Genomic DNA, 20,117 nt, shown 5'->3' with positions numbered 1-20,117 from the left:
GCGAGTACCCCCATGCCACGTATGCGAGCGAGCTGCCGACGAGGATGCTGCGTACGGGGCAAGCCCTGTTCGGCGAGGGCGCCTGGATCCTTCCCCGCACGAACCGCGTCTCCGGTGCCCGAGCACCCGGCCCAGCCGGTGTTCCACCCTTCGTCCATGGCCGGCGAGAATGTCTCACGGCGCCCATCCCGAATGCCATCGCGCCGTACGGACAGAGCGGCCCTATCCCCTTACGAGACCGTACTGGCCGTCCGCCGCGCGGACGCGCAGCTGTTCGCGATGTTCACCGAGGCGGACGTCATCAAGGCCGTTCGCTGGCGGTATGACTGGCTACTCCTCGGGCTCCCAGGCGATCAGCTGCTCGAACACCTGCTGGTCGCCCTCGATCTTCAGGTCGCTCAGCGTGAGGCGGCCCCAGACGAAGAGGAGCAGCTGCTCCGCCGTGCCCGTGGCCGCAGCGGAGGCGGGCACGGCGTCGTCCGTGAGGGGTGCGGGCCAGGCACCGGTGCCGTCCAACGCGAGGAGCCAGGAGCGGCCCTCGGTGGCGTGGTAGTGGATGGTGGCGGCCTCGTGCGGCCAGGCCGCCGGGGTGGAGTTGCAGGTGTCGAGAAACTCGGCCACGCCGTCGATCGCTACGTCCACCGGCATCGGCTGCACGGCGCCTGCGGCGAGCTGGGCGTCGTAGGTGTGCACCAGCACCTCGTGCACCCGGCGCCGGGCAACGCCCCAGGCATTCGTCGGCGATACGCCGGCGCCCCACCACGTCCAGCACCCGCGCTCCGGGCCGGCCCCGCGCAGCGCACTCAGCAGCAGCTCGTTCGACTCGGCGTACCAGGCCAGCAGCGCCTCCAGCTCGCGCGGCACCGCCGCGACATCCTTGGCCGGCGGAGCCTCGGCCGGGCCCTCGGCGACGATTGCGGCCCACCAGCGCTGGCCCGTACCCAGGTGCTGCACCAGATCGAACAACGTCCACTCGGGGCAGGACGGCACCGGCGCCTCAAGGCCGGGCGCGGCGGCAACCGCACTCCGGAACGCGGCCGACCGCTCGTCGATCAGTTGCAGCAGGGCGGAAAACTCAAGACTCTCTGTCACATCGCTTACCTATCACCCCAGTTCAGCCGACCGCACCCTATTTTGCAGGCCGTCAGCTACGGGAGTAAGGGCACCTCATCGAAAGCCTGGTCGTAGCCATATCCCCTTCCTGGCCAGCTCGTTGACCGAGTCACTTCGGGTCCGGGATGACATCCTGGTGCCGGCTGGGGGACTGGCACGAGGCCGGGGTGCGGGACCGGCTGCACCAGGCGCCGCTGACCGAGCCGCACCGTGCCGGGAAGCTGGACTGGCCCCGGACGGTGATCGACGGCTCCCACCACCAGGCCCGTCGGGGCGGCCCAAAACCGGGCCGAGCCCGATCGACCGTGCCCGGCCCGGCTCGAAGCACCACGTCATCACCGACGCAGCGCGAGCCTCGCCGGAGGGCCCGCCACGTCCACGATCGCGCGGGCGCTTCGACGCTTCCTGTGGTCGACGCCGGTGGAGTCGGCTCCCGTGGTGGACCAAGCCGGCGGTCGGGCGGAGACCTCGCAGACGAGGAGGCTAGTATATGGATATGGTTTCCATTACCAATAAATACGCCTAGAGAGAGGCAGGAATCACCCATGTCCGCCCACTGTCAACTGACAGGCTCCAAGCCCGGGTTCGGCAACAACATCTCCCACTCGCACCGGCGCACGTCACGCCGCTTCGACCCGAACATCCAGAGCAAGCGCTACTGGCTGCCCAGCGAGGGCCGCAACGTCCGCCTGACCCTGAGCGCCAAGGCGATCAAGACGGTGGACGCCATCGGCATCGAGGCCGCCGTGGCCCGGATCCGGGCGCGAGGAGTGAAGGTCTGATGGCGAAGAAGAGCAAGATCGCGCGGAACGAGAAGCGCAAGGAGGTCGTCGAGCGCCACGCCGCGCGGCGGGCCGAACTGAAGGAGATCATCCGCCGCCCTTCGTCCACCGAGGACGAGCGCCGGACCGCACTGGCGCAACTGCGCCGACAGCCGCGCAACGCCAGCGCAACCCGCGTGCGCAATCGCGACAGCGTCGACGGCCGCCCCCGCGGCTACTTGCGCAAGTTCGGACTCTCCCGCGTACGCACCCGCCAGCAGGCGCATGCCGGCTTCCTCCCCGGCGTAACCAAGTCCTCCTGGTGATCCCACCCGGATGACACTCCGCTGCGGCCAGCACCCCACCACAGGGATCCGGTGGGGTGCGTCGGCCGCGATCCACGATCCACCGAGCGGACCACTCCGCCCGGGCCTCCCACTTCAACGAAGAGCGCACCACTGGCCGGTGCGACTGCGGCAAGCCGAGATCAGGGGAGGCGGAGTAAGAACGTCAATTGAAAATGGTCGTCGTTTTCATATAGGCTCGCGCCGAACACCTCGACACCTCAGGAGATCCCGATGGCCGTCCCCAAGCGGAAGATGTCCCGCAGCAACACCCGCCACCGCCGGGCCCGGTGGAAGGCCACGACCCCGCAGCTCGTCCCCATCACGGTCGACGGCTCCGTGTACCAGGTCCCGCAGCGACTGGTGAAGGCGTACGAACGCGGCCTGCTGCACCCCGAAGGCTGAGCCGATGGCACGCCCGACGAACATCCCGCTCCCCGTCACCGTTCTGTCCGGGTTCCTCGGAGCCGGCAAGACCACCCTGCTCAACCACGTCCTCGGCAACCGCGAGGGCCTGCGCGTCGCGGTCATCGTCAACGACATGAGCGAGGTCAACATCGACGCCGCCCTCGTCCGCGGCGGACAGGCCGCGCTGTCGCGCACCGAGGAGCGGCTGGTCGAGATGACCAACGGGTGCATCTGCTGCACCCTGCGCGACGACCTGCTGGAGGAGGTCGACCGGCTGGCCCGCGAGGGGCGCTTCGACTACCTCCTCATCGAGTCCAGCGGCATTTCCGAGCCGATGCCCGTGGCGGCCACGTTCTCGTTCCCCCGCGACGACGGCGCCACCCTGGGCGACCTCGCCCGTCTCGACACCATGGTCACCGTCGTGGACGCCGCGAACTTCCTGCCCGAACTCGCCGGCGGCGATGAGCTCACCGCTCGCGGACTCGACCAGTACGAGGACGACGAGCGCACCGTCAGCGACCTCCTCATGGACCAGATCGAGTTCGCGGACGTCATCGTCCTCAACAAGCTCGACCTGGTCGGGCCGACGGAGGTCGCCCGGCTCCGCGCGACGCTCTCGCGGCTCAACCCTGAGGCGAGGATCGTCCCCGCCGTCCGCGGGCAGGTGGCTCTTGAGCAGGTGCTGGGTACGGGCCTGTTCGACGTCGAGCGGGCCCAGCAGGCCCCGGGCTGGGTCAAGGAGCTCAACGGCGACCACGTGCCGGAGACCGAGGAGTACGGGATCTCCTCGCTCGTGTTCCGCTCGGACCTGCCGTTCCACCCCGGCCGGCTCTGGAACTTCGTCACCAAGGGGCTCGACAGCGGGACGTTCGGGCAGATCCTGCGCTCCAAGGGCTTCTTCTGGCTGGCCAGCCGCCCCCGCGTGACCGGCCTCTGGTCCCAGGCCGGCGCGGTGGCCCGCTTCGAGCCCTCGGGCGCCCGCGGACCGGACGCCACGCAGGGCCAGGAACTCGTCTTCATCGGCACGGGCCTGCGCGCCGACGCACTGCGGGCGGCCCTCGAAGCCTGCCTGCTCGGCCCGGGCGAAGCCGTGCCCGCCGTGGACGACTTCCCGGACTGGGAGACGTACGGGATCGACGACGCCTGCGAGCACGAACCCGCCGCCCCTCAAGCGGCCTGAAACTCCGGGCCGGACGGTGGTCGCAGCCACGGCACCGTCCGGCCCGGTCCCCCAAGGGACACATCGCCGGTGAGGTCCGGCGCTCCTCCAGGGGAGAGCCCGACCAGTTATTGAAAATGATTCCCATTCCCGTATACTGCTGCCATGGCACGCAACGAAGTACGTCCGATCGTCAAGCTCCGCTCCACCGCCGGCACCGGCTACACGTACGTCACCCGCAAGAACCGGCGTAACGACCCGGACCGCATGGTGCTGCGCAAGTTCGACCCGGTCGTCCGCCGGCACGTCGACTTCCGCGAAGAGCGCTGACCGCTCCCGCCCTGCAGAAAGAGCAACCCCATGAAGCCTGGAATCCACCCCGCCTACGGGCCCGTCGTCTTCCGCGACAAGGCCGCCGACTTCGCGTTCCTCACACGCTCGACCGCCACCAGCGAGAAGACGGTCGAGTGGGAGGACGGCCACACCTACCCGGTCATCGACGTCGAGATCTCCTCGCAGAGCCACCCCTTCCACACCGGCACCGCACGCGTCCTGGACACCGCCGGCCGCGTCGAACGCTTCGAGCGCCGCTACGGGGGGAGTAAGTGACCCTCCCCGTCGTGATCGTCGGCGGAATGCACGCCGACGCGCGCAAGGAGACCGTCGAGCACCTGCTGCGCGCCGTGCCGGGAAGCATCGCCCTGCACCACGATCTGTCCTCGGCAGCCGACGGCAACGTCCTTCGCACACTGCGCGATTCCGGGGGTGCGATATCCGCCGACGAGACTCCGCTGGTCAACGACTGCGCCTGCTGCGCACTGCGCGAGGACCTCGTACCCGAGCTGGAGCGGCTGGCCGCCGGCGGACTGACCCGCCTGGCCGTCGTGGAACTCTGGGACTCGGTCGAGCCCAGGGCGATGGCCGAGGTCGTGGCCGCTCACGCCGGTGACGTACTGGAACTCACCAATGTGATCACCGCAGTCGACCCCGCGCTCGCGTTGCCCTGTCTCGGCAACGGGGACGACCTCAGCGAGGCCGGGCTCGCCGCGGCGGCCACCGACCAGCGGACCGTCGGGGACACGTGGGCCCGTCAGCTCGAATACGCGCCGGTCCTCGCGATCGCCGACAGCGAGGAGGCCGACGACGAGGACCGCGCCCTGCTCGCCCAACTGCACCCGACGGCCCGCCGGGTGCCCACCGGCTCCAGCGAACTCACCCGCTTGGTGTTCGCCGGTTTCGATGTGGAGACGGCTGCCGCCGCCCAGCATCCCGCCTGCGCGCTCCTCCCCCAGGATGCCGACGAGGCCGGAGTCGCCACGCTGGTCTGGCGGCGCCGCCGGCCGTTCCACCCCGAGCGGCTCTACGAGGCCCTGGAGGACCTGTGCTGCGCCGCGGCCCGCAGCCGCGGCCGGTTCTGGCTGGCCGACCGTCCCGACACCCTGCTCGCCTGGGACGCCGCGGGCGGCGCGCTGTGCGTGGAGAGCGCCGGCCCCTGGCTGGCCTCGCTCCCCGACGCCGCCTGGGACCTGGTCCCCGCCATGCGTCAGGCCGCGGCCGCCCTCGACTGGGACCCCGAGCACGGCGACTGCTGCCAGCACCTGGTGTTCACCTCGCCCGGCCTCGACCGCGACGGGATCGAACAGCTCCTGGACTCCTGCCTCCTGACCGAGGCCGAGTACACGGCCGGACGGGAGGCGTGGAAGGAGCTCCCCGCCGCCTTCGGCCCGTTGCTCGACTCCGTCTCCTGACCCGCCCGACCCGCTGACCCGACACCCCTGACACCTGCACCCCGAGGAATACGCATGGCCCGCCGCCCCAACCCCAGCAAGCCGCTGAAGTCCCGACCCAACCCGCTGGACACGGCAGGAATCACGTACATCGACTACAAGGACACCGACCTGCTCCGCAAGTTCATCTCCGACCGGGGCAAGATCCGCAGCCGCCGCGTCACCCGCGTCACCGCCCAGCAGCAGCGCCAACTCGCCCTGGCCATCAAGAACGCACGCGAGATGGCCTTGCTCCCGTACGCCGCCCGATAGCGGACAGCCCGTGCTCTGAAGGAACCGGCGCGGCTACTGCTCGGGCTCGTCGTCGATTCGCCGCGACGGATCGCGGTGTGCCACGCGGCGCTCCTCCAGCGGGGCCCGCCGCAGGACGTCGTCGCCCACGCGGGGCAGGTGCGGAGTGTGGTTGACCAGGCGTGCCGAGTTGCCGACCACGGCGATGCTGCTCGTGTTGTGCAGCAGGGCCGCGAGAACGGGATTCATGGAACCACCGGCGCCCGCGACGAGGCCCAGCAGGTTCACGCCGATCGCGAGCCCGTAGTTCTGCCGGACGACACGCAGGGTGTGACGGCTCAGTTCCACGACGGCCGCGACCTGGCGCAGGTCGTTGCCCGCCAGGGCGATGTCGGCGGTCTCCAGGGCCACATGGGAGGAGTGCTCGCCCATGGTGATGCCGACGTCGGCGAGCGCCAGGGCCGGGGCGTCGTTGGTGCCGTCACCGACCATCGCGACGGTGTGGCCTTCCGCCTGGAGGTCCCGGATCAGCTGGAGTTTGGCTTCCGGGAGCGCGTGGGCGTGGACTTCGGTGATCCCGAGGGTGTCGGCGACGACCTGCGCGGTCTCCGGCGCGTCGCCGGTGAGCAGGATCAGGCGGGATACCCCGAGGTCGCGCAGCTGCTGCACGACGGTTTCGGCGCCGGCCCGTACGGCGTCGGAGACGCCGAGCATCCCGATCAGGTCCTCGTCGTGGGCGAGGCAGATGACCGTCTCACCGCCCGCGCGCAGCCGGTCCGTCCAGCTCTGGGCATCGTCGGTGAGGTCGACTCCGTGCCGGCGCAGGAGGGCGGGGCTGCCGACGAGGAGGCGGGTGCCGTCGAGTTCGGCCCTCATGCCCATGCCGAGGACGACCTCGCACGCCTGGTGGATCGGCACGTGGAGGTGCTGTTCCTCGGTGCGCGCGACGATGGCCTGGGCGAGCGGGTGGCGTGCGTGCAGTTCGCCGGAGGCCGCCAGGCTCAGCACCTCGTCGGCGGTGACGTCCTCGCTGAGGGTCACCACGCTCGTGACCAGCGGCTTGCCGAAGGTGAGGGTGCCCGTCTTGTCGAAGACGACCGCGGTGACCCGGCCGATGCCCTCCAGGTGCGTGCCGCCCTTGATGAGGGTGCCGCGCCGGGCGCCGTTGCCGATGGCCGCGCTGATGGCGGTCGGCGTGGCCAGCCCGGCCGCGCAGGGGCAGGCGATGAGCAGCATGGTCATCGCGCGCCGTGCGTCACGGGTGACGACGTAGGTGAGCGCGGCCAGGGCGAAGGAGACCGGGACGAAGCGCTGGGTGAAGCGGGTGGCCACGGTCTGGATGGGAGCCCGGTCCGACTGGGCCTCCTCGACCCGGCTGATGATCCTGCCGACCGTGGTGTCCCGGCCGACGAAGTCCGCGCGGATGGTGAGCGAGCCGGAGGTGACGATGGTGCCGGCGTAGACGTGGGCGCCTTCCCGGGCGTAGACGGGCAGCGCCTCACCGGTGACGGCTGCCTGGTCCACCAGGGCCTCGCCGGTGACCACGTGCCCGTCGACGGGGATGCGGTGGTGTTCGTACACGGCAACGGTGTCGCCGGGCTCCACGGTCTCCAGTTCGACTTCGAGCTCGACTCCTTCGCGTACCAGCCAGACCCGCTCGTCACCGATGGTGAGCAGTTCCTCGATGGCGCGGCGGGTGCGGCGCAGGGTGAGGGTCTGGAGGAACTCGCCGATGTTCAGCAGCCACAGGACGGTGAGGGCGACCACGTTCTCCCGGAGTACGAGGGAGATGACAGTCGCCGCCGTGACGAGTGTGTCCGTACCGGGACTGCTGCGGCCGCGCAGTGTGCTCAAGGCTCCCCGGAAGAACGGCAGACCGGTGAAGACGGTCACCACGCCGAGCAGCCCGGAGGATCCGAAGGAGATCCGGGGCCTGCCCAGCAGGCGCCGCAGCGCCACGAAGGCCAGGACCGCTCCGCCGATCACGAGCCGGGCCACCTCTCCGGTGGAGGTGTCGGGCAGGGACCGGGAAGGCTTGGCCGCGACCACGGCGGCGGGCGGGGACTCTTCGAGGGCATCGATGAGCTGTTCGACGTTCAAGTGGTCGGGGGCCATCCAGATCACGACGCTGCCGGTACGCGGGAAGATCCGCAGCGCGCGGAAGCCGCTGATGCCGGTCAGCCGGTCGTCGACGAGGCCGGCACAGCCGGGCCGTGCTCTCAGCCAGGGCACCGACAGTCGGACGCGCCCCGCGGCCACCGAGCGGACCAGGACGGTCGACATGATCAGTGCTCGTGTCCGTGATCGTCGTGATTGACGTTGACCGCGGACGGCGGGGGTACCTCTTCGCCGAGCGTCGTACGGGCCTCGGCGAGCATGTCACCGGCCTTGAGCCGGGCCTCCTCGGCTGCCGAAGACAGCCATCTGCCTGCCACGATCCCGCCCGCGATACCGCTGACGAGCGCTTTGCGGGCGGCCGGTGCCGCAGCGGGTGCGTTCTTGATGATCAGTCCGCCCACCACGCCGGATATCGCGTAATGGGCCAGCTTGCCGGCTGCCGCACCGGCTATCGCGAGGGGGTGCATGCGCAGCTCCTTCCGTACACGCCGGACGGCGCGACGGCCTCCTCCTCAGTGTGGACCCGCCGCGCCCACCGGGTCGAGCCGAGCCCGGGCCGCCTTGACCCCCGGGGCGGTGCGCCGCCGACCGCCGGCCAGTCGGCACACCAGGTAGATCCGGAACGAGGTGGTCGTGACGTACGGGCTGATCGGGATGGTGCTGCCGAGGGCGAGCAGGATGCCCCCCTCCATCGCCACGAGCGCGAAGGCGACGCTCAACACCGGCAGCCTGCCGGTGAGAAACCGAAACGGTCATCACTTCCACTATCTCCCCGTTTGACCCGGCCCTCTACTTACCGACCCGGCACCGCGCCCTCAGCACTCCGGCGCGTGGCCTGTCAGCGCTGTCAGCGCTGTCAGCGAGGCGGACAGCAGCTCGTTGGTGATCGCCTGCTGCGGCCGCTCGATCAGCTGACGGGCCGGGCCGGCCTCGACGATGCGCCCTGCGTCCAGGACCGCGATCCGGTCCGCGAGGGCTCCGGCGGCCGCGAGGTCGTGGGTGATGAACACCAGGCTGAGTTCGCTGTGTTCCCTGAGCCGAGCGAGGGCGTCGAGGATCGTGGTCCGCGTCTTCGCGTCGAGGCCGGAGGTGATCTCGTCGCAGATCAGGACGCTGGGCCCGGCCAGCAGGGCCCGGGCCAGCGCCGCCCGTTGGAGTTCGCCGCCGGAGAGCTCGCCGGGGCGGCGCCCGGCAAGCCTTTCGCTCAGGCCGAACTCGCCGAGGGTGCTCACGGCCGTACGGCGCGCTTCTGCCGGGGTGGCGCCTTGGAGCCGTACGGAGCTGCGGGCGACCTGGTCGAGGACCGGCCGGTGTTCGTCGAAGGCGGCCTTCGCGTCCTGGAAGACGTATTGCACGGCGGCCAGTTCGGCGCTGCTGCGGGAGCGCAGGCTGCGCGGCAGCGGCATCCCGTTGAGCAGGACCGTGCCCTCGTACGCGCGGTGTAGCCCGGCCAGGCAGCGTCCCAGGGTGGTCTTGCCGCTGCCGGAGCGACCGACGAGCGCCAAGCACTCCCCCGCCGCGACCGAGACTCCGATGTCGCTCAGCACCTCGGATACCCCGCGCGTGGTGCGGTGCCGTGCGGTCAGATTCCGCGTCTCCACACGCACCGTCCCTCGCGGGCGGGGCGCTCGCGCAGCGCCCGGCTTCTCTCGTGTGAGGGCCTCCAGGACTGACGACGCGGGTCCGCGCTCCACGACCCACCCGTTTCGCATCACCACGACCTCGTCGGCCAGTTGCCGTACGACGTCCAGGTCGTGGCTGAGGAGGATGACGGCGATTCCCTGAGCGGCCACGGCCGCCAGCTCCGCGACGATGCCCTGTTTCGTGAGGACGTCCTGCCCGGTGGTGGGTTCGTCGGCGACGATGACGCGGGCGCCCAGCAGCAGTGCCTGAGCGAGCACGATCCGCTGCTGCTGGCCGCCGGAGAGCTGGTGGGGGAAGCGGCGCAGCACGGCCTCTGGATCCGGGAGCTGAGCCAGGCGCAAGGCCTCTTCGACGCGGCGCCTGCGCGCGTGCCTGTCTCCTCGCTGTCGGGCGGCGATGTCCGCGAGGAGCGCGCCCACCCGACGGGCGGGGTTGAGGACCGACGCCGGGTGCTGGGGGATGTATCCAACCGGGCCCGCGGGTGTGTGCACCTCCCCCTCGACGACGGCGCCGGCCGGGTACTCGCCCAGGAGGGCGAGCCCCGTGGTGGTCTTGCCGCTGCCGGACGGGCCGATGACGGCGGTGATCCTGCCCGCGCACGCGGCGAGGCTCACGCCGTTCACGATCGCGCGTCCGCCGATGTCGACCCGCAGGTTTCGTACCTCTGCGACGAGGGTCATCGCGTCGCTCCCTTCCGGGGGGTGTGCCGTTGGAGGGCGGCGTCGAACAGGAGGTTGGTGCCCATCGAAAGGGCCGCGATGAGCAGGGCGGGCACGACCACCGCCCAGGGCTGCAGGAAGAGGCCGGTGCGGTTGCGGTCGACCATGACCGCCCAGTCGGCGGCGTCCGGCTGGACGCCCACGCCGAGGAAGGCGGCGGTCGCGACCAGGTAGAGGGCTCCGGTGAGGCGGATCCCGGCGTCGGCGGCCAGAGTGCGGCGCATGGAGCGGGCCACGTACCCGATGGCGGTGCGCCACCATGATTCGCCCTGCATCCGGAGTGCTTCCACGGCGGGCCGGGAAGAGATCTCGACGGCCGCCGCGTGCACGACCCGGGCGGCGTCGGGCACGGCGGCCAGCCCGACCAGGACGGTCAGTCCGGCGGGACCCGGGGTGAGGGTGGACGCGACGAGCAGCACCAGCAGGAGGGAGGGGACCGCGATGACCACGTCCAGGGGCCGCATCAGTGCCTCCTCCAGCCAGGTACGGCGGGTGAGGGCGGCGGTAAGGCCCAGCGGGACGGCGACGAGGTAGGCGAGGGCGGTGGCGGCGAGCGCCACGAGGACGACGGAGCGGCCGCCGAGGAGCACCTGGTGCCCTACGTCGCGTCCGCTGAAGTCGGTGCCGAGCCAGTGCCCTTCGGGGGAGGCGAAGGAGACCGAGCGGGGGCCGGCCGGGCCCGCCACAAGAGGTCCCACCAGGGCGAGGAGGATGGGGAGTCCGATCAGCGCGAGGGCGAGGAGGAACCTCGATGGTGTCTGCCTCACGCCGCCACCTCGGATCGGGGCGCGAAGCGGCGGGCTGTCAGGTCGGCGGCGAGGTTGACCGCGACGGTGACGATGCCGAAGACGACGGCCATGCCCTGGACGACGGGGATGTCTCGGGCCGCGACGGCTTCGATGAGTACGGTGCCGAGGCCCGGGATCACGAAGAGGGCCTCCACGACGATCACTCCGCTGAGGAGCCAGTCGCAGGTACGGGCCAGTTGCTGGGTGGCGGGGGCGAGTGCGTTGGGCAGGGCGTGGGTCCAGGTGATCCGGGCGCCGGAGACCCCGTAGCGGCGGGCCTGGGCGACGTACGGCGATGCCATCGCGTCGATCATCCCGGCGCGCACGAGGCGGCTGATGGTGCACACGGGCCGCGACAGCAGGACGACGACGGGCAGGACCAGGACGGCGGGCTCGGTGAACGGGTCGGCGCCGACGGCGGTGGGCGGCAGCCAGGCCAGCCACAGTCCGAAGAGCGTGGCGAGCAGGACTCCGACGGCGAATTCCGGTACGGCGTGCACGGCGAGGGTCAGGGCGCTGACGGTTCGGTCGAGCGGCCCGCCCTCGCGGTGGGCGGCCAGGACGCCGAGCGCGACCGAGAGGGGGACGAGTAGCGCGAGGGTGGCGCCGGCAAGGAGGAGGGTGGGGCCGAGACCGTCGGTCAGGTAATCGGTGACGGGCCGTCCACTGACCAGGGAGGTGCCGAGGTCGCCGTGCAGGAGGCCGACGGCCCAGTCGGCGAAGCGTTCGGGGGCGGGCCTGTCCAGGCCCATCGTCTCGCGGATGAGCGCGATGCGGGCGGGATCGGGCTGGTCGCCGGCGAGGGCGACGGCCGCGTCACCGGGCAGCGCCTCGGTGAGGGCGAAGACGAACAGGACGACGGCCGCCGTCTGCCCCAGGCCGAGGAGCAGGCGGCGGCCGATCCATGACAGGTGAGGTGTCACGCGATCCAGATCTTGTCGAAGCGGGCCCAGTCGAGGGTGTTGGCGGGGGCCGTCTTGGACACCCCGCGCACCTTCGGTGCGGTGGCGATGATCCAGTCGGCGAAGCCCCAGATCAGGAAGCCGCCCTCCTCGTGCAGCCGGCGCTGCATCCGCTCGTACAGTGCGGCGCGCTGCTTGTCGTCACGAGTGGACTGCGCCTGCTGGTACAGGTCGTCGAAGTCCTTCTGCTGCCACTTGGTGGCATTGGTGGTGGAGCCGGTCAGCAGCCGCTGCGAGATGTGGGACTCGATCGGCATGGCGCCCGAGCGGTAGGAGGCGAAGGTGCCGGCGTTCAGGATGTCCTTCCAGTACGTGTCCTTGTTGCCGACCTTGATCTCCACGGTGACCCCGGCCTTCGCCGCCTGCTCCTTGAAGATCCCGGCGGCCTCGACGAAGCCCGTGGCTGCGGGGGCGGTGTCGAGGGTGACCTTGAGCCCTTCGGCGCCGGCCTCCTTGAGGAGGGCGCGGGCCTGGTCGAGGTCCTGGGCGCGCTGCGGCAGGCCGGCGGGGTAGTACTGGTAGCCCTTGCCGAAGAGGTCGTTGCCGACCTCGCCGGCGCCGGAGAGGGCGCCGTCGACGAGTTCCTTGCGGTCGGCGATGAGGAAGAAGGCCTGTCGGACCCGGGGATCGTTGAACGGCGCGCGGTCGGTCTTCATGACGAAGCCTTGCATCGCGCTGCCCGGAAGGCGGACGATGTCGACCTTGCCCTTGCCCTCGTGGGTGCGGGCGGTGGCCGGATTCAGCTCGTGGGCGTACTCGACCTGACCGCCGAGCAGAGCGCTGACCCGTGCCGACTCCTCGCCGGCGACGACGAATTCGAGCTCCTCCACGTGCGGGGCACCCTCCCAGTAGGCGTCGTTGCGCTGGACGACGAGGGAGCTGCCCGGCTTGAAGGAGACGAAGCCGAACGGTCCGGAGCCGATGGGCTTGTCGAAGGACGTGGCGTCCTTGGGCACGATGTACGCGCCGAACGCGGCAAGGACGTGGGGGAATTCTGCGTACGGGCGCTTGAGCTTGAACTCGACGGTGGAGGCGTCCACCGCCCGCGTGGCGTCGAGGTCGATCGGCTCCAGGGATGCCTTGGCCCGGAACGTGCCCTTGGGGTCCGCGATCCTGCGGTAGCTGTAGAGGACGTCCTCCGCGGTGACAGGTCGGCCGTCGTGGAAGACGGCCTTGCGCAGGGTGATCTTCCAGGTGTCGAGGGCGTCGTTGGGCTCCCAGCGCTCGGCGAGCCGGGGGACGGCGGCGAGGTCGGCACCGAAGTCGGCGAGCTTGTCGAACAGTGCTTTGGCACGGGCCGCGTCGACGAACAGGTTGGCGGCGTGCGGGTCGAGGGTCTCGTTGGCGCCGCCACCGGCGAAGGCGGCGCGTAGCCGGCCACCCCGCTTGGGAGCTCCGTCGGCGGCGTTCTTGGCGTCCGGGGTGGTGGCGCCCGTGCCGCAGGCGGCGGTGAAGGCGAGGGCGGTGGCGCCCGTGGCGATGAGGAAGCCTCTGCGGGCGAGGCTGGAACGGGCGTCGTTCATGCGGGGGTGTCTCCGTTGCTGGGGTGGGGCGTGAGCCGGGCGATGAGGTGGAGGCGGTCGGAACTCGTGCTCTCGTGCGGGGCCTCGCCTTCGCTCCACGGCGGTTCGGTGCGGGGGCCGGGTCCGTCGTGCAGTGCGAGGACCTCGAACCCGGCGGTGGTGAGGAAGTACCGGAGTTCCTGCGGGAAGAGGAGCCTCCAGGCGGAGCGCTGCTCTTCCTGCGGGCAGCCGTCGTCGGCGGTCCAGATTCTCCGGCGGCGCAGGAGTTGTGCGCCGTGGTCGATCCACAGGGTGGTGTGGGACGTGTACGTGCTGCCACGCCAGGCGACGGTGTTGGTGCGCGGGCCGTCGAGGAGTTCGGTGTTGCCGAGGAAGAAGGCCCCGTTGCGCATTTCGGCAACAAGGAGCCCGCCGGGGGCGAGGTGGGCGGCGCAGCGGGCGAGGAAGGCGGTGAGGTCCTCATTGGTGTGGCAGTAGAGGAGCGCACTGTCCAGGCAGACGATCGCGTCGAACGTCGCATCGCCTAGGTCGAAGTCGCGCATGTCGGCCGGGTGGTAGCCGGGGCCGGGGTGGTGCGTGCGCGCGTGGGCCAGCATGGCCTGCGAGGTGTCGATGCCGGTGACCTCGCGGCCGGCGTGGTGGTGCAGCCAGGCAGCGTCCCGCCCGGTGCCGCACCCGACATCGAGCACGCGGGGACCGGCCCCGTGGCGGGCCAGTACGTCTTCGGTCCAGCGGGCGGCGAGCCGTTCGGGGTCGGGGAAGCGCTCCTCGTAGAGCGCAGGGTTGTCGGTGAGCAGGTTGCCGCTGGTGGTCGCTGTCATCGGGTCTCGCTTCGGGGGCGCGCGGGCGCGCGAAGGGGCAGGGGTTCCGGGGCCGGGTCGCGGGGCAGGGCCCGTCTTCGGTGCAGGTGCGCCACGGCCGCGGCTGAGATCAGGCCGAGGGCGAGGCAGCAGGCGTACGGCAGCCAGGAAAGGCCGGTGTGGCCGGCCGTGTCCATGGACCAGCCGATGGCCGCGCTGCCGGCAGCCGCCGCGACTCCGGAGACCGCGTAGAAGAGGCCGTAGAACGTGCCGGTCAGGTTCGCGCGGCCGAAGGCCGGTATCAGCTCCATCACGAATGGCTGGGCGACCATCACCCCGAGGTGCAGCAGCAGGGCTCCGGCGAGCACCGGCAGGAGGCGCAGGGGGTGGGCGGTGGCGGGGCCCGCCACGAGCATCGGGGGCAGGAATCCCAGGCTCATGATGCCCAGGCCGATGGCGATCCAGCGCCCCCTGCTCCCCCGGGCTTTCAGTGCGCGGGTGATGCGCAGCTGGAACAGCAGGTTGGCGACGGTCCCGGCGAGGAACAGCAGTCCGACCGAGCCGCCCCAGCCGGAGGCATCGGTCGCCGCACGGGGCAGCAGCAGATACAACTGGTTCTGCAGGCCGTACATGCCCACCATGGCGAGGGAGAACGCCAGGAACCGACGGTCGCCCGCCGCTTCGCGCCAGTCGGCGAGGACACCGGTGTCGGGAGCCGGCACCTCGCGGGCGGGCAGCACCAGCAGCTGCGCGAGGGTGAGGACGGCGAACACCCCGGCTGCGGTGACGGCTGCGGCCCGGAAGTCCACGAGGAGCAGCAGGGTGCCGAGCAGCGGGCCGAGCAGCGCCCCCATGGTGGCGAAGACGTTGAACAGCGCGAACGCCTCGGCCTTGCGCTCGCCGGCCTCCTGGGCAACGTAGGTGCGCACGGCGGGGTTGAACAGGGCTCCCGCCAGCCCGCTGAGTATGGACGCGGCGAGCAGCAGCGGCAGGCCGTCGCCGAGGGCGAACAAGCCGAAACCCACCGTGCGCAGCCCGCAGCCCGCGATGATCACCCCGCGGGCGCCGAGCCGGTCGGCGGCCGAGCCGCCGATCAGGAACAGGCCCTGCTGGCTGAGATTGCGTAGGCCGAGGACGATGCCGACGGCAACGGCCGAAAGCCCCAGGTCGTCGGTGAGATGGGTGGCGAGGTACGGGATGAGCAGGTAGAAGCCGGTGTTGACGCCGAGCTGGTTGACCAGGAGGAGACGTACGGCGACCGGGAAGCCCCGCAGCGAGCTGAGGATCTTCACCGTACGACCGCCATGTGAGTACGTCTGACGCCGAGTCCGGCCCGGTCGGCGGCCCGTACGGTGCCGTCGGTGCCGCCGATGCCGGTCCAGGGGTCGTCGGCGAGCAGCAGGTGTCCGTCGAGGTCGACCCAGCGGGCCCGGTCGGCGAGGTGCACGGCCGGTGCGATGCCGAGGGAGCTGGCGGTGAGGCAGCCGAGCATGAGGTCGGTGCCGCTGCCGCGCAGGGCCTCGTGGATGCGCAGGGCGGCCCGTACGCCGCCGCACTTGGCGAGCTTGACGTTCACTCCGTGGACCAGTCCGGCGAGCGCGACGGCGTCCTCGTAGGAGACGGCGTCCTCGTCGGCGATGACGGGGACCGGGGATTCCTTGGCCACGCGGGCGAGCGCGTCTGGCCTGCCCGGTGCGATGGGCTGCTCCACCGCGGTGACGCCGAGGTCGGCGAAGCGCGGGAGCAGGTCGAGGGCCTGGCGCTCCGTCCAGGCCCCGTTGGGGTCGAGCAGCAGGCTCGCCTCGGGGGCTCCGGTGCGTACGGCCTCCACGCGCGCGAGGTCCTGTGCCGGATCGGGAGATCCCGCTTTGACCTTGAGGGCGGTGAAGCCGCCCATGGCGAGCCGGGCCGCCTGGGCGGCGGCCGGTACGGGTGCGGTGATGCCGATCGTACGGGTGGTCTGCGCGGCCGGTGCAGTGTGCGTACCCAGCAGCTGGAAGGCGGGCTGGCCGGCCCGCTTGCCGACCAGGTCGAGCAGAGCCGCCTCCAGCCCGGCGAGCACACCGGCCGGCAGCTGCGGCAAGCCCGGCGGTTCGTCCGCCAGGTGTTCGCCCCACGCGGTCTCGGGGTCGGGAAGGCGTTCGACGGCGGGGCACGCCGTGGTGAGGTGCCGGACGATGCGGGTGGTGGGCAGGCCGAGATAGTCGCTGCTGACGACCTCGCCCCAGCCGGTCATGCCGCCGTGCTCGATCGCGACCCAGACCGCGTCGCGGCGGGCCATCACCGAGCGGGAGATCCGCAGCGGCTCGGCCAGTTCCAGTCCCGTGGTGTGCCAGGTGAGCTTCATGCGGCGCCTCCCCGAGCGGGCGCGGGCAGCCGCGGCAAGGTGGCTGCCGCCGGGTCGACGACGGTACGGCAGCGGGTCCAGCCGACGGCCTCGGTCGCGTGCGGGTGGGCGATCTCCAGCGGGCGCAGGGCGAGTTCGGCCCGGTCGAGGCCGTGCGCGTGGCAGAAGTCGTCGTCGTAGACGGTGCCGAGGTAGCGGTGCGGCCCGTCGGGGAAGACCGTCGCGACGACCGCGCCCGCTTCCACCCGGGCGGCCCAGGCGGAGACGAGGGCGACGGCTCCGGTGCTCCAGCCGCCGCTGACGAAGCTGGTACGGGCGAGCCTGCGGCAGGCGTCGACCGCTTCGGCCGGGCCCACCCAGTGCACCTCGTCGAAGGCGTGGTGGGCGACGTTGCGCGGATGGATGCTGCTGCCGAGCCCCCGCATCAGGCGCGGGCGGGCGGGCTGGCCGAAGATGGCGGAGCCGACCGAGTCGACGCCGATCACCTTCAGGCGCGGCCAGCGGCGGCGCAGCGGGCCGATCAGCCCGGCACTGTGGCCGCCGGTACCGACGCTGCACACCAGGACGTCCAAGTGGTCCAGCTGCCCGCAGAGTTCGGCGGCCATGGCGAGGTAACCCGCCGCGTTGTCGGGGTTGTTGTACTGGTCGGGCCAGTAGGCATCCGGGATCCGGGCCAGGACCTCGCGCAGCCGGGCGATCCGGGCCGCCTGCCAGCCGCCCTCGGGGGCGGGCCGCTCCACCAGCTCCAGGTGTGCGCCGTACGCGCGGAGCAACTGCCGCATGGACGGTTCGAGTTCGCGGTCGCCGACCAGGACGACCGGGTGCCCGAGGGCCTGTCCGGCAAAGGCGAGCCCGATCCCCAAGGTCCCCGACGTGGATTCGACCACGGTGGCGCCCGGGCGGAGTTCGCCGCGCTGTCGGGCACCGCGCAGCATGGACACGGCGGACCGCGCCTTCATTCCGCCGGCGCCGAGGCATTCGAGCTTGGCCCAGAAACCCGGGTGCGCGTACGGCAGTTCCGTACGGATTCGCGCGAGCGGAGTACGGCCGACCAGGGACAGCAGCTCCGGGCTGGTGCTGTGGGCCAGCGGGCGGTACAGCAGGGGTGCGACGGTCACTGGGTGCCTCCGTAGCGATGGATGACGCCCGGACCGCCGTCGAGCCAGAAGAAGGGAAAGGGCTCCGCCGACACGGCGCTGACTCCGGCACCCAGAAAGCGCGGGAGGACCGCGCTGCCCGTCTGCGCGAACATCACCAGGGGCTTACCGGTGGCTGCGGCATGGTCGAGCAGCGGCTGGAACGTGCCGTTCCCGAGGGTCATGCCGGAGGCGAGGACGGCATCGCAGTGCTCCAGCTCCGCGAGGGCATCGGTCCGTACGGACTCGTCCCACTCGGTGGTGCCACCCTTGAGGTCGCAGGGCACGTATTCCAGGCCGCGCCCACGGAGCTGTTCCAGCAGGGAGTTGACGACGCCGATGACGAGGACCCGGCGAAGCCCGGTCGCGGGCAGCAGATCGACCACAGCGCGTGCACGGGCTCTGGACCGGTGCAGGGAACCACCGGCCGGTAGGGCGTAAGGGCGGGCGCCGTGGTCTGGAGTGTGGGGGCGGACGTGACTCAGGTAGGCGTCGAGCGCGGCGACTCGTACGGGGAGCATCGGGTGGCCGAGGAGCTCGGCCACCGAGGCGCCGACGCAGTCGTCCAGTGCCGCAGCAGGCAGGGCGCCCGGCTCAACGGCGCAGGATCCGACGGCCGCGTCCAGGCGCAGGCTGAGAACTTCGTTGCGGTATCCGCTGCCGCGGCCGACGTGGCGGACCGCCTGGGCGGTGGTGAAGGCGAGCGCGATGCGCTCCCGGGCGGGATCGGGGCCGTACGTCCCCGCCCGGACCGCCTCGACGAGCTGGTCGACGGTGCGTACGGCGGGCTCGTGCAGCGTGGGTGCGGTCATGCCGGCACCACCGACGTCGACGCGGCACCCTGCTCTTCAAGAGTGGGACGCAGGTGCGCGAGGAGCCGCTCGGCGGTTTCCCTTGCCCCACCGCCCTTGGTGTCGGCGGTCATGATGTGGCCGAGGTACTCGTTGTTGCTGGTCGCGGCCCGAACGGAACGGCCCGGGTCGGCAAGGGTGAGTTCCAGGACCCCGGGCTGCGCCCGGACCTCGGCGGCGCCCTCGATGCCGATGAGAGTGCCGGTGGTGTCGGGAAGCAGAAAGGCGATGGCGGCGCTGTACACGCCGGTCGCGCGCGGCGTGAGGTCGGGCGTGCGGCCGAGGGCGACGTCCACGCAGGCGGCGGCCAGGTCGATGCCCGTCACGTGCCGGACGAGTTCGGTGATCCGGTTGCCTGCGGGCCGGGGGTTGACCTCGACCACCCGGGGGCCCTCAGGCGTCAGTTTGATCTCGGTATGGCACACGACGTGCTCCAGGCCGAGGGCCTTGATCGCAGCCACGGCCGTATCGACCGCCTCCCGCTCCGACTCCGGTGCGATGTCCGCCGGGAACATGTGACCGGTCTCGATGAAGGCGGGCGCCCCGCCGATGCTCTTGTCCGTGACACCGACCACGCGCGTGACGCCGCCGAAGGAGACGGTCTCGACACTGACCTCTGGGCCGGTGAGGAGCTCCTCCAGGAGGACGATAGGCATCCGGTCCTGCCCGCGCGCGTTGACCGGGAACTCGGCCAGGGCCCGGCAGGCCGCATCCAGTTCGCGCTCGTCACGGACCTCGCGGACCAGCATCCCGGCGCACAGGTCCACGGGCTTGACCACCAGCGGATAGCCGATCTCCCGGGCGGCGGCCTCGGCCTGCCCCGTGTCCGCGCAGAGCGCGAAACGGGGGCCCGGCACGCCGGCCTCGGCCAGCGCCCGGCGGGTCACGTCCTTGCGGCACGCCCCTCCGACGGCTTCGACGGCCGGGCCCGGCAGGCCCAGCCGCTCGGCGATCCGGGCGACGGCCGGCAGGTAGTAGTCGCAGGAGGAGACGACCCCGTCGAAGGCGAGCACCGCGTGGAGGCGGTCCAGGTGGGGCAGCAGCACCGCCATGTCGTTGGTGTCCGCGGTGATGATGTTGCGCGCCGCCAGCAGCGGGTGCGTGCCGTCGGAACCGGCGCCGCGCAGGTAGTGGTGCAGGTCCCGGGTGACGAAGGTGAACTCGTGCCCGCCTTCCCCGATCGCCCTGGGCAGCAGCCTGCTCATCGACCCCACCCAGCTCTCGACAACCAGCAGATGCGCCAAGGGACTTCCTCTCAAAATGCCGTCACGGCAGGTGGGCATACCTGCGAAGCGGACCGCCTGACGGGAGACGTCCGCACCGAACCGAGGAGGAAGTTACCTGAAATCGTTTTCATTTCCAATAGGTCAGATTTCCGGTAGCCTGCCGCTCACGAGACCGGAGTGCCGGAAGGGAGCCACCGAGC

General features: G+C 71.4%; 21 protein-coding genes and 1 pseudogene. 8 read left to right on the top strand and 14 right to left on the bottom strand.

The window, feature by feature from the left end; genetic code table 11:
- Positions 1-330: 330 nt before the first annotated feature.
- Complete coding sequence (locus tag ACZ4VT_RS14075) at positions 331-1,092, bottom strand: maleylpyruvate isomerase family mycothiol-dependent enzyme (protein WP_467949354.1); 762 nt, start codon at positions 1,090-1,092, stop codon at positions 331-333.
- 566 nt (positions 1,093-1,658) lie between these two features.
- Here ACZ4VT_RS14075 and rpmB point away from each other — a divergent pair.
- From rpmB to rpsR, 8 genes are all read left to right on the top strand, one after another.
- A complete protein-coding gene (gene rpmB, locus ACZ4VT_RS14070) occupies positions 1,659-1,895 on the top strand; it encodes a 50S ribosomal protein L28 (RefSeq protein ID WP_467949352.1) in 237 nt (78 codons plus the stop codon).
- Positions 1,895-2,200, top strand: a complete 306-nt coding sequence (gene rpsN / locus ACZ4VT_RS14065; protein ID WP_467949350.1) for a 30S ribosomal protein S14 — start codon at positions 1,895-1,897, stop codon at positions 2,198-2,200. The genes rpmB and rpsN overlap by 1 nt, the downstream gene beginning before the upstream one ends.
- 252 nt (positions 2,201-2,452) lie before the next feature.
- Complete coding sequence (gene rpmF, locus ACZ4VT_RS14060; protein ID WP_467949348.1) at positions 2,453-2,623, top strand: 50S ribosomal protein L32; 171 nt, start codon at positions 2,453-2,455, stop codon at positions 2,621-2,623.
- 4 nt (positions 2,624-2,627) lie between these two features.
- Positions 2,628-3,806: a GTP-binding protein gene (locus tag ACZ4VT_RS14055; RefSeq protein ID WP_467949347.1), complete on the top strand. Its 1,179-nt coding sequence runs from the start codon at positions 2,628-2,630 to the stop codon at positions 3,804-3,806.
- A 144-nt stretch (positions 3,807-3,950) separates the two neighbouring features.
- Positions 3,951-4,115 (top strand): 50S ribosomal protein L33, encoded by a 165-nt coding sequence (rpmG, locus tag ACZ4VT_RS14050; protein ID WP_030162346.1) that lies wholly within the window; start codon positions 3,951-3,953, stop codon positions 4,113-4,115.
- A 30-nt stretch (positions 4,116-4,145) separates the two neighbouring features.
- Positions 4,146-4,394: a type B 50S ribosomal protein L31 gene (locus tag ACZ4VT_RS14045; RefSeq protein ID WP_467949345.1), complete on the top strand. Its 249-nt coding sequence runs from the start codon at positions 4,146-4,148 to the stop codon at positions 4,392-4,394.
- A gap of 26 nt (positions 4,395-4,420) precedes the next feature.
- The gene (locus ACZ4VT_RS14040; protein ID WP_467949478.1) at positions 4,421-5,533 is read left to right on the top strand and encodes a CobW family GTP-binding protein; all 1,113 of its coding nucleotides are present in this window, start codon (positions 4,421-4,423) and stop codon (positions 5,531-5,533) included.
- Positions 5,534-5,587: 54 nt separating this feature from the next.
- Positions 5,588-5,824, top strand: coding sequence for a 30S ribosomal protein S18 (rpsR, locus tag ACZ4VT_RS14035; protein ID WP_467949344.1), 237 nt, complete (start codon positions 5,588-5,590; stop codon positions 5,822-5,824).
- Between the two features lie 33 nt (positions 5,825-5,857).
- On the opposite strand, the gene ACZ4VT_RS14030 is transcribed toward rpsR, so the two are convergent.
- The 13 genes and pseudogenes from ACZ4VT_RS14030 to ACZ4VT_RS13970 all read right to left on the bottom strand — a co-directional run bounded on the left by ACZ4VT_RS14030 (position 5,858) and on the right by ACZ4VT_RS13970 (position 19,935).
- On the bottom strand, positions 5,858-8,086 hold the full coding sequence (locus tag ACZ4VT_RS14030) for a heavy metal translocating P-type ATPase (RefSeq protein WP_467949342.1): 2,229 nt from the start codon (positions 8,084-8,086) through the stop codon (positions 5,858-5,860).
- Between the two features lie 2 nt (positions 8,087-8,088).
- Positions 8,089-8,388, bottom strand: coding sequence for a DUF1490 family protein (locus tag ACZ4VT_RS14025; protein ID WP_467949340.1), 300 nt, complete (start codon positions 8,386-8,388; stop codon positions 8,089-8,091).
- Between the two features lie 45 nt (positions 8,389-8,433).
- Positions 8,434-8,649: pseudogene (locus tag ACZ4VT_RS14020) on the bottom strand (metal ABC transporter permease); the annotation flags it as partial.
- Between the two features lie 87 nt (positions 8,650-8,736).
- Positions 8,737-10,245, bottom strand: coding sequence for an ABC transporter ATP-binding protein (locus tag ACZ4VT_RS14015; protein WP_467949339.1), 1,509 nt, complete (start codon positions 10,243-10,245; stop codon positions 8,737-8,739).
- A complete protein-coding gene (locus ACZ4VT_RS14010) occupies positions 10,242-11,051 on the bottom strand; it encodes an ABC transporter permease (RefSeq protein WP_467949337.1) in 810 nt (269 codons plus the stop codon). The genes ACZ4VT_RS14015 and ACZ4VT_RS14010 overlap by 4 nt, the downstream gene beginning before the upstream one ends.
- Positions 11,048-11,995: an ABC transporter permease gene (locus ACZ4VT_RS14005; protein ID WP_467949335.1), complete on the bottom strand. Its 948-nt coding sequence runs from the start codon at positions 11,993-11,995 to the stop codon at positions 11,048-11,050. The genes ACZ4VT_RS14010 and ACZ4VT_RS14005 overlap by 4 nt, the downstream gene beginning before the upstream one ends.
- Positions 11,992-13,557 (bottom strand): ABC transporter substrate-binding protein, encoded by a 1,566-nt coding sequence (locus ACZ4VT_RS14000; RefSeq protein ID WP_467949334.1) that lies wholly within the window; start codon positions 13,555-13,557, stop codon positions 11,992-11,994. Before ACZ4VT_RS14000 ends, ACZ4VT_RS14005 begins: the two co-directional genes overlap by 4 nt.
- Entirely contained in the window at positions 13,554-14,378 is an 825-nt protein-coding gene (locus tag ACZ4VT_RS13995; RefSeq protein ID WP_467949332.1) for a class I SAM-dependent methyltransferase, read from the bottom strand. Before ACZ4VT_RS13995 ends, ACZ4VT_RS14000 begins: the two co-directional genes overlap by 4 nt.
- On the bottom strand, positions 14,375-15,649 hold the full coding sequence (locus ACZ4VT_RS13990) for an MFS transporter (protein ID WP_467949330.1): 1,275 nt from the start codon (positions 15,647-15,649) through the stop codon (positions 14,375-14,377). The genes ACZ4VT_RS13995 and ACZ4VT_RS13990 overlap by 4 nt, the downstream gene beginning before the upstream one ends.
- Complete coding sequence (locus tag ACZ4VT_RS13985) at positions 15,646-16,704, bottom strand: dipeptide epimerase (RefSeq protein ID WP_467949329.1); 1,059 nt, start codon at positions 16,702-16,704, stop codon at positions 15,646-15,648. Before ACZ4VT_RS13985 ends, ACZ4VT_RS13990 begins: the two co-directional genes overlap by 4 nt.
- Positions 16,701-17,822 (bottom strand): PLP-dependent cysteine synthase family protein, encoded by a 1,122-nt coding sequence (locus tag ACZ4VT_RS13980; protein ID WP_467949328.1) that lies wholly within the window; start codon positions 17,820-17,822, stop codon positions 16,701-16,703. Before ACZ4VT_RS13980 ends, ACZ4VT_RS13985 begins: the two co-directional genes overlap by 4 nt.
- Positions 17,819-18,652, bottom strand: a complete 834-nt coding sequence (locus ACZ4VT_RS13975; protein ID WP_467949327.1) for a Rossmann-like domain-containing protein — start codon at positions 18,650-18,652, stop codon at positions 17,819-17,821. Before ACZ4VT_RS13975 ends, ACZ4VT_RS13980 begins: the two co-directional genes overlap by 4 nt.
- Entirely contained in the window at positions 18,649-19,935 is a 1,287-nt protein-coding gene (locus ACZ4VT_RS13970) for an ATP-grasp domain-containing protein (RefSeq protein WP_467949325.1), read from the bottom strand. The genes ACZ4VT_RS13975 and ACZ4VT_RS13970 overlap by 4 nt, the downstream gene beginning before the upstream one ends.
- Positions 19,936-20,117: the final 182 nt, after the last annotated feature.

The sequence above is a fragment of the Streptomyces sp. NPDC029164 genome, assembly GCF_055563995.1.
The sequence above is the reverse complement of the archived record's forward strand: the minus strand, read 5'-3'. Positions and strand labels throughout refer to the sequence as shown.